Source organism: Sphingomonas radiodurans (genome assembly GCF_020866845.1).
Classification (GTDB): Bacteria; Pseudomonadota; Alphaproteobacteria; order Sphingomonadales; family Sphingomonadaceae; genus Sphingomonas; species Sphingomonas radiodurans.
The window spans coordinates 3,176,686-3,188,865 of sequence record NZ_CP086594.1 but is presented as its reverse complement, the minus strand read 5'-3'; the positions used below and the strand labels follow the sequence as shown (position 1 = coordinate 3,188,865).

General features: G+C 65.2%; 10 protein-coding genes and 1 riboswitch. Of the genes, 9 read left to right on the top strand and 1 reads right to left on the bottom strand.

Annotation, left to right across the window (positions count from 1 at the left end; all coding sequences use genetic code 11):
- The first annotated feature begins 21 nt into the window (after positions 1 to 21).
- The 9 genes from LLW23_RS15000 to odhB all read left to right on the top strand — a co-directional run bounded on the left by LLW23_RS15000 (position 22) and on the right by odhB (position 11,247).
- On the top strand, positions 22 to 594 hold the full coding sequence (locus LLW23_RS15000; RefSeq protein ID WP_228946300.1) for a ClpP family protease: 573 nt from the start codon (positions 22 to 24) through the stop codon (positions 592 to 594).
- A 48-nt stretch (positions 595 to 642) separates the two neighbouring features.
- Positions 643 to 2,022, top strand: a complete 1,380-nt coding sequence (gene creD, locus LLW23_RS14995; protein WP_228946299.1) for a cell envelope integrity protein CreD — start codon at positions 643 to 645, stop codon at positions 2,020 to 2,022.
- Positions 2,023 to 2,041: 19 nt separating this feature from the next.
- Positions 2,042 to 2,824: a succinate dehydrogenase iron-sulfur subunit gene (locus LLW23_RS14990; protein ID WP_270049240.1), complete on the top strand. Its 783-nt coding sequence runs from the start codon at positions 2,042 to 2,044 to the stop codon at positions 2,822 to 2,824.
- 157 nt (positions 2,825 to 2,981) lie between these two features.
- The gene (locus LLW23_RS14985; RefSeq protein ID WP_228946298.1) at positions 2,982 to 3,434 is read left to right on the top strand and encodes a PaaI family thioesterase; all 453 of its coding nucleotides are present in this window, start codon (positions 2,982 to 2,984) and stop codon (positions 3,432 to 3,434) included.
- A 111-nt stretch (positions 3,435 to 3,545) separates the two neighbouring features.
- Positions 3,546 to 4,640 (top strand): cell division protein ZapE, encoded by a 1,095-nt coding sequence (zapE, locus tag LLW23_RS14980; RefSeq protein ID WP_228946297.1) that lies wholly within the window; start codon positions 3,546 to 3,548, stop codon positions 4,638 to 4,640.
- A gap of 126 nt (positions 4,641 to 4,766) precedes the next feature.
- Entirely contained in the window at positions 4,767 to 5,729 is a 963-nt protein-coding gene (gene mdh / locus LLW23_RS14975; RefSeq protein WP_228946296.1) for a malate dehydrogenase, read from the top strand.
- A 60-nt stretch (positions 5,730 to 5,789) separates the two neighbouring features.
- Positions 5,790 to 6,674, top strand: a complete 885-nt coding sequence (gene sucD, locus LLW23_RS14970) for a succinate--CoA ligase subunit alpha (protein WP_228946295.1) — start codon at positions 5,790 to 5,792, stop codon at positions 6,672 to 6,674.
- 142 nt (positions 6,675 to 6,816) lie between these two features.
- Positions 6,817 to 9,789 (top strand): 2-oxoglutarate dehydrogenase E1 component, encoded by a 2,973-nt coding sequence (locus LLW23_RS14965; RefSeq protein ID WP_228946294.1) that lies wholly within the window; start codon positions 6,817 to 6,819, stop codon positions 9,787 to 9,789.
- Between the two features lie 165 nt (positions 9,790 to 9,954).
- On the top strand, positions 9,955 to 11,247 hold the full coding sequence (gene odhB / locus LLW23_RS14960) for a 2-oxoglutarate dehydrogenase complex dihydrolipoyllysine-residue succinyltransferase (RefSeq protein WP_228946293.1): 1,293 nt from the start codon (positions 9,955 to 9,957) through the stop codon (positions 11,245 to 11,247).
- Positions 11,248 to 11,300: 53 nt separating this feature from the next.
- On the opposite strand, the gene LLW23_RS14955 is transcribed toward odhB, so the two are convergent.
- Positions 11,301 to 11,990 (bottom strand): DJ-1/PfpI family protein, encoded by a 690-nt coding sequence (locus LLW23_RS14955; protein ID WP_228946292.1) that lies wholly within the window; start codon positions 11,988 to 11,990, stop codon positions 11,301 to 11,303.
- Positions 11,991 to 12,012: 22 nt separating this feature from the next.
- A riboswitch (ZMP/ZTP riboswitch) is annotated at positions 12,013 to 12,092 on the bottom strand.
- Positions 12,093 to 12,180: the final 88 nt, after the last annotated feature.

Here is a 12,180-nt window from a genome sequence, read left to right as displayed (position 1 = left end):
GTCGCGCATGGTTCGCGCGGCATGACCAAGACCAGCAACGCCACCAACTATCCACTGCTCGCCAACCCGCAGATCCAGCTGCACGGCCCGGTGGACAATTTCATGTACGAGAATTTTAAGAACCAGCTCGCGAATGCGGGCGGTGACGGGCCCCTCGTCGTATCGATCACCACGCTCGGCGGCGATCCGGAAATGGCGCGGGCGATGGGCGATTCGATCCGCCTGCTGCGCGAATATACCGGGCGCGAGACGCTGTTCCTCGGCAAGGTCGCGGTCTATTCGGCCGGCGCAACCTTCATGTCCGCCTTCCCGGCCGACAAGCGCTTCCTGACGCACAATTCGCGGCTGATGATCCACGAGCGGATCATGAACTCGACCGTCCAGCTCTCCGGTCCACTCAACACGCTCGCGCCGGTGCTGCTGGCGAAGCTCAACGAGATCCAGGATTCGATCCGCATCCAGGACGAAGGGTTCGAGGCACTGGTCGAGGGCACCCAGGTGACCATCGAGGAGCTCAAGTCAAAGGCGCCGTCGAACTGGTATATCGAGGCGACCGAGGCGCGCGCGCGCGGGCTGGTGCTCGACATCATCTGACACTTGCGGCACCAGCTGCGGCCAATGTTGGCCGAAGATAGGTGACGATTGACGACCGAAGGCCCCACTCCCGGCCGCAAGCTCGCAATGGCGATCCTCATCGCCATGCTGCTCGCGATCCCGCTCTTCGCGGTCTATCTGCTCGTTTACGATCGACAGGAGCAATCGAATACCGCGCGCGCCTCGATCGCGGAGGGCTGGGGCGGGCCGCAGACGATCGCCGGGCCAGTTCTCGTCCTGCCTTATCAGGCGGAGGCGACCGAGACGGTCAACGAGGGCGGACGGCAGGTCGTGCGCACCAGCCTCGTCTGGCGCGAGCTGACGCTGGCGCCACAGGCCGCGGACTTACGCACGGAACTTACGCCAGAACGCCGCCGTCGCTCGATCTACGAAGCGGTACTGTTCGAGGCGGTCGCGACCGGCACCGCACGCTTCGCGCTGCCAACGGATCTCGCGCGTTTCGGGATCACGGCGGACAAGCTCGCCTATGATCGCGCCGAGCTACGCTTCGGCCTCAAGGACGCGCGCGGCCTCTTCGGGCGTCCACCCGAGGTGAGCGCAGACGGTCGCCGGCTTATCCTCCAGCCCGGCAAGGGATCGCCCGCTACCGGCAATTCCGGCTTCTTCACCTGGCTAGATGCCGGTTCGATCCGGACGCAGCCGATGACGGTCGGCTTCCGCTACGCCTTCCGCGGCAATGGTTGGCTCGCGCTCGCGCCGCAAGCTGGTGACACGCGCTGGCACGTGACATCGAAGTGGCCGCACCCCAGCTTCCAGGGTGGCTTCTTGCCGACCACGCAGCGCATCTCCGACGATGGCTTCGCCGCGACATGGCGCGTCGGCAATCTGGCGCTCGGCCGCAGCCTCGTATCGTCAGGCGACGTGGTGCCCGACACGCGGCCCGAGACGGGTGATCGTTATGCCACGGCGCTGCCGGCGGGCGATTACGAAGCGCGGGTCGATCTGATCTCGCCGGTCGATCTCTACAGCCAGGTCAACCGATCGGTGAAATACGGCTTTCTGTTCATCGGCTTCACCTTCATGGCGTTCCTGATGTTCGACGTGATCGCGGGCGTGCGCGTCGCCACCGTCGAGTACCTGCTGGTCGGTGCGGGACTGGTACTTTTTTTCGTCATGTTACTGGCCTTTGCGGAGGTAATCGGGTTCGCGGCTGCCTATATCGTGGCTGCGGCGGCGATCATCGGCCTGCTCGCGGCTTACTCGGCCGCGGTGCTGCGCAGCTGGCGTCGCGGCGGGTACATCGCGGCACTTCTCGCGGCCCTGTATGGCGTCCTTTACGTCCTGCTCAGCCTCGAGGCGTATTCGCTGCTCATCGGCTCGTTGCTTCTGTTTGCGGCACTGGCCGGTGTTATGTATCTGACGCGCAACCTCGACTGGAGCGGGCTCCGTTCGCAGTCGGCAACGTAACGGAAGCTGGAACGCTAAGATGGCCGAATTCACCCTGCCCGCGAACAGCAAGATCAAGGGCGGGCGCAAGATCCCTTCTCCCGAACCGGGCGGGACGATGCGCAACTTCAAGGTTTATCGCTACGATCCCGATAGCGGCGAGAACCCGCGCTACGACACGTTCGAGGTGAACCTCAACGAATGCGGCCCGATGGTTCTGGATGCGCTGATCAAGATCAAGGGCGAACAGGATCCGACGCTCACCTTCCGCCGCTCGTGCCGCGAGGGTATCTGCGGGTCGTGCTCGATGAACATCGACGGCAAGAATGGCCTCGCCTGCACCACCGCGATCGAGGACGTGAAGGGCGAGATCAAGATCACGCCGCTCCCCGCAATGGACGTGATCAAGGATCTGGTGCCGGATTTCACGCACTTCTACGCGCAATATGCCTCGATCCAGCCCTGGCTGAAGACGGTGACGCCGCCGCCTTCGGGCAAGGAGCGGCTGCAGTCGCCGGAGGAGCGTGCGAAGCTCGACGGGCTGTACGAGTGCATCCTGTGCGCCTGCTGCTCGACCTCGTGCCCAAGCTACTGGTGGAATTCGGACAAGTTCCTGGGCCCGGCGATCCTGCTCCAGGCGTATCGCTGGCTTGCCGACAGCCGCGATGAGATGACCGGCGAGCGGCTCGATCAGCTGGAGGATCCGTTCCGCCTGTATCGCTGCCACACGATCATGAACTGCGCCAACGCCTGTCCCAAGGGCCTGTCGCCGGCCAAGGCGATCGCCGAAATCAAGAAGATGGAAGTCGAGCGCGTCGTCTGACGCTTTTCGGTTAATCACCAAATCCTCCGTCACCCCGGCCTTGAGCCGGGGTCCCGCTGCCTTCTACCAAGCATATAAAGCGGGACTCCGGATCAAGTCCGGGGTGACGGGTTGAATTGCCAGTGTACGTGGTCGGCTATTCCGGCGGGGGATGTTGATGGAAGAGCCCAAGCCCGAGTTCCATTTCGAGGAACATCCCGATCACCCCGGCTGGAAACGCTGGGGGCTGAAGAACTCGGATCGCTACAATACCTTCCTCGGCGACATGATGGTGCGCATCGAGGACGGCACCTGCCGCGTGCGGATGAACCCCGAGCGGCGGCATTCGAACTTGGGCGACAACGTCCATGGCGGGGCGATGCTCGGCTTCATCGATGTGGCGCTGTTCGCCGCGTCGCGCAGCTTCGGGTTGATCGAGGCGGGGACCGCGGTGACGCTCGATCTCAACACGCATTTCCTCGGCGCGGGCAAGATCGGCGAACCTTTGGAGGCGCAGGTCGAGCTGCTGCGCGAGACGGGGCGACTTCTGTTCCTGCGCGGGCTGGTGGTGCAAACCGCCGGGCCGGTCGCCGAGTTCTCGGGCACGATCCGCAAGCCGACGAAGCGGTAGCTCCGTCATGCCGGCCTTGTGCCGGCATCCACCGTGCCGCAGACGCCGGAGCCGCTGATTTCGCGGGACCGTGGATGCCGGGACTAGCCCGGCATGACGGAGGAGAATTTCGTGACGACTGTCCTTTCCGCCTACGAAGCCCTCGTCGCCGCGGGCGAACTTCGCCCCGACCCCGAACAGGCCACCGCCGCGGCGCGTCTGGACCAGCTGGCGCAGGAACTCGTCCACCCCAAGACCACGGGTATCTTCCGCAAGAAAGTAGTCCCCGCGCGCGGCGTCTATCTGTGGGGCGGCGTCGGCCGCGGCAAATCGATGCTGATGGACCTGTTCTTCGCCAACACCGCGATCGAGCAAAAGCGCCGCGTCCACTTCGGTGAGTTCATGCTTGAGGTTCACGACCGCCTCGCGGTCGAGCGGCGCAAGGAACTCGGCGATCCGATCGCTCCCGTCGCCGCGGCGCTCGCTCAGGAGGCGCGGTTGCTGGCGTTCGACGAGATGATGGTGACCAACTCGCCCGACGCGATGATCCTGTCGCGGCTCTTCACCGCCTTGATCGAGGCCGGGGTGACGGTGGTGACGACGAGCAACCGCGCGCCGGCCGACCTCTACAAGAACGGCCTCAACCGCGAGCATTTCCTCCCGTTCATCAGGCTGATCGAGCAACGCCTCGATACACTCGCGCTCAACGGCCCGGTCGATTACCGCCGCGACCGGCTGGGGCAGCAGGACACATGGCTGGTCCCCAACGGCGCGGAGGCGACCGCACAGCTTTCCGCCGCTTTCTTCCGGCTGACCGACTATCCCCCCGAGGATCGCGCGCATGTGCCGACCGAGGAACTGACGGTGCAGGGCCGCACGCTGATCGTGCCCAAGTCGCTGAAGGGCGTCGCGGTGTTCAGCTTCAAGAAACTGTGCGGCGAGGCGCGTGGCAGTGCGGACTATCTGGCGATCGCGCGGCGCTTCCACACGGTGATCCTCGTCGGCATCCCGCTGCTGGGGCCGGACAGCCGCAACGAAGCGGCGCGCTTCGTCAGCCTGATCGACGCGCTGTACGAATATAAGGTCAAGCTCCTCGCCGCCGCCGATGCGCAGCCCGACGCGCTCTACCCCGTCGGCGATGGCCGGTTCGAGTTCCAGCGCACGGTGAGCAGGCTCGAAGAGATGCGGTCGGAAGACTATCTCGCCGAAGGCCACGGCGTCACTTGACCCTATCGCTATTGCGAATGGTTATCATTGAAACCCGCAGGAACCGTCTTTAGTGGGTTGCTCCACCCCGGCAAAGGGCGTACGCGGCCGTTCCAATCACGACCTAGAGTAACGAAAGGGGATTGGATGGCCCGCAAGAAGATCGCGTTGATCGGCGCCGGAAACATCGGCGGCACGCTCGCGCACTTGGCCGCGCTCAAGGGATTGGGCGATATCGTGCTGTTCGACGTGGTCGAAGGCGTGCCGCAGGGCAAGGCGCTCGATCTGTCGCAGTGCGGCCCGGTCGAGGGCTTCGACGCCACGATCACCGGCTCGAACGATTATAAGGACATCGCCGGCGCCGACGTGATCATCGTCACCGCTGGTGTCGCGCGCAAGCCGGGCATGAGCCGCGACGATCTGCTGGGCATCAACCTCAAGGTGATGAAGGCCGTCGGCCAGGGCATCCGCGACAACGCCCCCGAGGCATTCGTGATCTGCATCACCAACCCGCTCGACGCGATGGTCTGGGCGCTGCGTGAATTCTCCGGCCTGCCGCACAGCAAGGTCGTCGGCATGGCCGGCGTGCTCGATTCGGCGCGCTTCAGCCACTTCCTCGCCGAAGAGTTCAAGGTTTCGGTGAAGGACGTGAACACGTTCGTGCTCGGCGGCCACGGCGACACGATGGTGCCGGTGCTCGAATATTCGACCGTCTCTGGCATTCCCGTCGCAGATCTCATCGAGATGGGCTTCTCGACCAAGGAAAAGGTCGACGAGATCATCAAGCGCACGCGCGGCGGCGGCGGCGAGATCGTCGCGCTGCTCAAGACCGGCTCGGCCTATTACGCTCCTGCCACCAGCGGCATCGCGATGGCCGAAGCGTATCTGTACGACCAGAAGCGCGTCCTTCCAGCCGCTGCGCACCTGACGGGCCAGTACGGCATCGACGATCTGTACGTCGGCGTCCCCGTCGTGATCGGCGCCGGCGGCGTCGAGAAGGTGGTCGAGGTCAAGCTGTCGGACGAAGCCAAGGGCAACCTTCAGGTCTCGGTCGACGCGGTCAAGGAACTGCTCGTCGCCTGCAGGGGCATCGACGAGAGCCTGGCGTAAACTTCTTTGCTGTTCCCCGGTGATGCCGGGGAGCACCTTCCCACATCTCAGGGAGACGACATGAGCATTCTCGTCGACAAGAACACCAAGGTCATCACGCAAGGCATGACCGGCAACACCGGCAGCTTCCACACGCAGGCGGCGCTCGATTACGGCACGCAGATGGTCGCCGGCGTCACGCCGGGCAAGGGCGGCGGCACGCACCTCGGGCTGCCGCTGTTCGACACCGTCGCCGAAGCCGTCGCGAAGACCGGCGCCGATGCCTCGGTCGTGTACGTCCCGCCGCCCTTCGCCGCGGATTCGATCTTCGAAGCGATCGACGCACAGGTGCCGCTGATCGTGTGCATCACCGAGGGCATTCCGGTGCTCGACATGGTGCGCGTGAAGCGTGCGCTGGTCGGCTCGAAGTCGCGGCTGATCGGGCCGAACTGCCCGGGCGTTCTGACACCGGGTGAGTGCAAGATCGGCATCATGCCGGGCACGATCTTCAAGAAGGGCTCGGTCGGCGTTGTCTCGCGTTCAGGCACGCTGACGTATGAAGCAGTGTTCCAGACGTCGAACGCAGGCCTTGGTCAGACGACCGCGGTCGGCATCGGCGGCGATCCTGTCAACGGCACGAACTTCATCGACGTGCTCGAACTGTTCCTGGCGGACGACGCGACCGAGTCGATCATCATGATCGGCGAGATCGGCGGATCGGCCGAAGAGGAAGCCGCGCAGTTCCTGCAGGACGAGGCACGGCGTGGCCGCAAGAAGCCGATGGCCGGCTTCATCGCGGGCCGCACGGCGCCTCCGGGTCGTCGCATGGGCCATGCCGGGGCGATCGTCTCGGGTGGCCAGGGCGGCGCGGAAGACAAGATCGCGGCAATGGAAGCCGCGGGCATCAAGGTGGCGGCTAGCCCGAGCGAACTCGGGTCGACGCTGCTGGAAGTGCTGAAGGGTTGAACCCGTAATGCCCTCTCCCCTTCAGGGGAGAGGGTGGCCGAGCCGCAGGCGAGGTCGGGAGAGGGGCAGGACGGCAGGATTGTCGCACTGCCCCTCTCCCCGGCCCTCTCCCCTGAAGGGGAGAGGGAGATTGGAGTACGACATGGGCTACGAAGGCCAGGATTTCTCGGACATCGCCGGCGGCGTCTCGCCGGCCTTCATCGATGCGCTCTATGCGCGCTTCAAGGCGTCGCCCGACAGCGTCGAGCCGGGCTGGCGCGGTTTCTTCGAGGGGCTGGAAAACGGCGTCGCGGGGCCAAGCTGGAGCAGCGATCGCTGGCCGCTGACGAGCACCGACGATCTCACCTCCGCGCTCGATCCGACGCAGATGGAGCCGGCGCCCAAGCCATCGAAGGCGAAGCCCGCTGCGGCTGCCGCCCCGGCGCCCCAGGCCCCGTCGCAGGACGAGATCGTGCGCGCCGCTGGCGATGCGATCCGCGCGCAGCTGCTGGTGCGCACGTATCGCGTGCGCGGGCATCTCGCCGCCAATCTCGATCCGCTCGGCCTCAACGCCACGCGCGAGCTGCCGGCCGATCTCAAGACCGAATATCACGGCTTCACCGATTCCGACATCGATCGCCCGGTCTACATGGGCGGTACGATGGGGCTGCAATGGGCGACGATCCGCGAGCTCGTCGATATCCTGCGCGCCAATTACTGCGGCAGCGTCGGCCTCGAATATATGCACATCGCCGACGTGGAGGAGCGCCGCTTCCTCCAGGAGCGCATGGAGGGCAAGGACAAGGCGATCGACTTCACGCCGCAGGGCAAGAAGGCGATCCTCAACAAGGTGATCGAGGCCGAGCAATGGGAGAAATTCCTCGGCCGCAAATACGTCGGCACGAAGCGTTTCGGGCTCGACGGCGGTGAATCGATGATCCCCGCGCTCGAAAGCGTCATCAAATATGGCGGCGCCGCCGGCGTGAACGAGATCGTCTTCGGCATGGCCCACCGTGGCCGCCTCAACGTGCTCGCCAACGTCATGGGCAAGCCGCTGCGCGTGATCTTCCACGAATTCGCCGGCGGATCGGCCAACCCCGATGATATCGGCGGCTCGGGTGACGTGAAATATCACCTCGGCACGTCGAACGATCGCGAGTTCGACGGGATCAAGGTCCATATGTCGCTCGTCGCCAATCCGAGCCATCTCGAGGCGGCTGATCCGGTCGTGCTCGGCAAGGTCCGCGCGATTCAGACGATCGCGGGCGATCTCGATGATCATTGCAAGGCGCTGCCGGTGCTGATCCATGGCGACGCGGCCTTCGCCGGCCAGGGCATCGTGTGGGAATGCCTCGGCTTCTCTGGCATCCGCGGTTACAATACCGGCGGCTGCATCCACTTCGTCATCAACAACCAGATCGGCTTCACGACCAGCCCGCAGTTCGCGCGCTCGTCGCCGTATCCGTCGGATGTCGCCAAGGGCGTCCAGGCGCCGGTGTTCCACGTCAACGGCGACGATCCCGAAGCGGTCACCTTTGCCACCAAGATGGCGATCGAGTTCCGCCAGAAGTTCCACCGCGACGTCGTCATCGACATGTGGTGCTATCGCCGCTTCGGCCACAACGAAGGCGACGAGCCCAGCTTCACCCAGCCGCTGATGTACAAGGCGATCCGCGCGCATCCGCCGGTGAGCGAGATTTACAGCAAGCGGCTAATCGAACAGAAGGTGGTCGATCAAGCATGGGTCGATGAGAACATCGGCCAGTTTACCGCGCTACTCGAAGGCGAGTTCGAGTCGGGCGCAAGCTATAAGCCGAACAAGGCGGATTGGTTCGCCGGTCGCTGGTCCGGCCTGTCGATCCCGGCCGATGCCGAAAGCGCGCGGCGCAGCGTCGAAACCGGGATCGAGCAGAAGCTGTTCGATTCGATCGGCCGCACGCTGACGACCGTTCCCGAGGATCTGGCAATCCACAAGACGCTGGCGCGCGTCGTCGACGCGAAGCGCAACATGTTTGCGACCGGCGAGAATTTCGACTGGGCGACAGGCGAGGCGCTGGCGTTCGGGTCGTTGCTGTCGGAAGGCTTCGGCGTCCGCCTGTCCGGGCAGGATTCGGGCCGCGGCACCTTCTCGCAGCGTCATGCCGTGTGGGTCGATCAGAACACCGAGCGCAAATATGTGCCGCTGTGGAATGTCGAGCATGGCCACTTCGAGGTGCTCGACAGCCCGTTGTCCGAATATGGCGTGCTTGGCTTCGAATATGGCTATGCGCTCGCCGATCCGAAAACGCTGGTGCTGTGGGAAGCGCAGTTCGGCGACTTCGTGAACGGCGCGCAGATCATGATCGATCAGTTCATCGCGAGCGGCGAATCCAAGTGGCTGCGCGCCAACGGGCTCGTGATGCTGCTGCCACATGGCTACGAAGGCCAGGGTCCGGAGCACAGCTCGGCGCGGCCCGAGCGGTTCCTGCAGCTGTGCGCGCAGGACAATATGCAGGTCGCGAACTGCACCACGCCGGCGAATTATTTCCACCTGCTGCGCCGGCAGATGCACCGCAGTTTCCGCAAGCCACTGGTCGTCTTCACCCCCAAGTCGCTGCTGCGGCACAAGCTGGCCGTATCGTCGGCGAAGGACTTCGTCGGCGTCTCGCACTTTCGGCGCATCCTGTCGGATACCAATGGCGCAGCGGATGAAGCGACCACGCGGCTCGTGCTGTGCACCGGCAAGGTGGCGTACGATCTGATCGAGGCACGCGATGCCGCGGGCAACACCGGCACGCAGATCGTTCGCGTCGAGCAGCTCTATCCCTTCCCGACCGACGCGCTGGCGAAGCGGATCGCGCGGATGCCCAACCTCACCGACGTGGTCTGGGCGCAGGAAGAGCCGCGCAACAACGGCTATTGGTTCTTCGTCGAGCCGTTCATCGAGGAAGCGCTCGGCATGGCGGGCTGCGCGACGAAGCGCGCGCGCTACGCCGGCCGTGCCGTGGCAGCATCGCCCGCCACGGGCCTGATGAAGCGCCACCAGGCGGAACAGGGCGCGCTGATTGCCGATGCGCTCGGGCACAATGTCCGCGAGGAAATCCGGCGTACGCGTTCTGCCGAATCGACCAAGAAGGCGGGCATCGCGACAGGCTGATCTTGCTGCTGATCCCCGGTGAATGGCGCCGATCAAAGAGTTGCTTTGATCGGCGCCAAGCCAGGGACCAGTCGCGAAGGTAGACGTTAATCAAGCGATGCGCGCGGCAACCCGCTCATCGCAACTGGGCCCCGGCCTTCGCCGGGGAACAAGGGAAGCGAAGACATGGCAACCGAAGTTCTGGTCCCCACGCTGGGCGAATCGATCACCGAAGCGACGCTCGGCGAGTGGCTGAAGCAGCCGGGCGACAAGGTCGCCGCGGACGAGCCGATCGCCAGCCTCGAAACCGACAAGGTCTCGGTCGAAGTGCCCAGCCCGGTCGCAGGCGTGATGGGGCAGCATGCCGTCGCAGTCGGTGAGACGGTGCAGGTCGGCGCGATGATAGCGACGATCGATGCTGGCGACGGCGCGCCTGCAGCAGCGCCCGCGCCGCAGCCCGCCGTCACACAGGCGCCCAAGGCCGAGCCGGAAGCGCCCGTCGCTGCCGATCAGGGCACGCCGGTTGCGGGCGGCTATGGCAACCATGGCGCCACTGCGGTGGGCGACGATACCCCAGCTGCGCTGAGCCCGTCGGTGCGCCGCGCGATGCTCGAGCACGGCGTCGATCCCGCGACGATCAAGGGCACCGGCCGCGACGGCCGCATCACCAAGGAGGACGTCGCCACCGCAGCCTCCTCGCGCCCGGCACCGGCACCCGCGCCGGCGCCGACCGCTGCCCCCGCAGCGCCAGTCACCCCATCGGTCGCCGCGTCCACCGGTCGCAAGGAAGAGCGCGTGCGCATGACGCGCCTGCGCCAGACGATCGCGAAGCGCCTGAAGGAAGCGCAGGATACCGCCGCGATCCTGACGACGTTCAACGACGTCGACATGACCGCGGTGATCGAGGCGCGCACCAAGTACAAGGATCTGTTCGAGAAGAAGCACGGCGTCCGGCTCGGCTTCATGGGCTTCTTCGTGAAGGCCGCGTGCATGGCGCTGAAGGACGTGCCGTCGGTCAACGGCTCGATCGAAGGCGATGAGATCGTTTATCACGACTATGCCGACATCTCGGTCGCGGTTTCGGCGCCGAACGGTCTGGTCGTTCCGGTGATCCGCGATGCGCAGGATTTGTCGGTCGCCGGGATCGAAAAGACGATCGGTGACTTCGGCAAGCGCGCGAAGGACGGCACGCTCAAGATGGACGAGATGAAGGGCGGCACCTTCACGATCTCGAACGGCGGCGTATTCGGCTCGCTGATGTCCACCCCGATCATCAACCCGCCGCAGTCGGCCGTGCTCGGACTGCATCGGATCGAGGATCGCCCGGTCGTGCGCGACGGGCAGGTCGTGGTTCGCCCGATGATGTACCTCGCGCTCAGCTACGATCACCGTCTGGTCGATGGCCGCGAGGCAGTGACGTTCCTGGTCGCGCTCAAGAATGCGATCGAAGATCCGACGCGGATCCTGATCGACCTCTGACGCCCCCGCCCTACCCCGGCATTACACCGGGGTACCGGGGGTTTTGAGTGTCGCTACCTCAGGGTAAACCCCCGTTTTTGCGCCAATGTGCGCAGCTCTTCATCCCGCCCCGGCGCAAGTGTCGCCACCCGCCGCTGATACACCGCGACCAGCGTCTCTCCCGCCCGTTCGGGCGACCCGGCGTCGAACGGCGGCGCGGGATCATATTCCAGGCTGAGCTGCACTGCGCGCGCGTGATTCTCGCCGCGTATCAGCGCCATGAGTGTCAGCGCGAAGTCGATCCCCGCAGTCACGCCGCCGCCGGTAACGCGGTTGCGATCCACCACCACGCGCTCGGCCACCGGCTCCGCCCCGAACAGCGGCAGCATATGCCGCTGTCCCCAATGACACCCTGCCCGATAACCTTGCAGCAACCCCGCCGCGCCAAGAATTAGCGAGCCAGTGCAAACACTTGTCACCCACGTCGCCGACGTGCCGATCCGCTCGACCCACGCCATCGCTACGTCGTCGGCGATGACGCCGTTAACGCCGAACCCACCGGGAACACACAGGATATCGGCGTGGTCGACCTCGTCGAAGGTCGCCGTCGGCAAAATCGAGAAACCCGCGTCGGTCGGCACCGGATCGAGCGTCTTCCACACCAGATCGAGCCGCGCATCGCCGCCCAACCGCGACAGCACTTGCGCCGGGCCGGTCAGATCGAGTTGCGTGACGTTCGGGAACAGCAGGAATGCAATACGCATCGGGCATCTTCCTTCGCATTCGAGGTGATGCCCAGGCGCGCGGCAGTGTTCGGTCACGCTCCCCCGCGGTGCTCCGCGCTGGCGCCAGTTACGTGATTGCTCGTTGGTTTACGCTGGCAGGACGGGCCGATCAATAGCCGCCGTCATGCCGGGCTAGGCCCGGCATCCACCCGTCCGCGCGCGTATCGGC

Excerpts from the sequence above, each read along its gene's own strand:
- LLW23_RS15000 (WP_228946300.1), top strand. The coding sequence starts at position 22 with ATGACCAAGACCAGCAACGCCACCAACTATCCACTGCTCGCCAACCCG.
- LLW23_RS14990 (WP_270049240.1), top strand. The coding sequence starts at position 2,042 with ATGGCCGAATTCACCCTGCCCGCGAACAGCAAGATCAAGGGCGGGCGC.
- LLW23_RS14985 (WP_228946298.1), top strand. The coding sequence starts at position 2,982 with ATGGAAGAGCCCAAGCCCGAGTTCCATTTCGAGGAACATCCCGATCAC.
- mdh (WP_228946296.1), top strand. The coding sequence starts at position 4,767 with ATGGCCCGCAAGAAGATCGCGTTGATCGGCGCCGGAAACATCGGCGGC.
- sucD (WP_228946295.1), top strand. The coding sequence starts at position 5,790 with ATGAGCATTCTCGTCGACAAGAACACCAAGGTCATCACGCAAGGCATG.
- LLW23_RS14965 (WP_228946294.1), top strand. The coding sequence starts at position 6,817 with ATGGGCTACGAAGGCCAGGATTTCTCGGACATCGCCGGCGGCGTCTCG.
- odhB (WP_228946293.1), top strand. The coding sequence starts at position 9,955 with ATGGCAACCGAAGTTCTGGTCCCCACGCTGGGCGAATCGATCACCGAA.
- LLW23_RS14955 (WP_228946292.1), bottom strand. The coding sequence starts at position 11,990 with ATGCGTATTGCATTCCTGCTGTTCCCGAACGTCACGCAACTCGATCTG.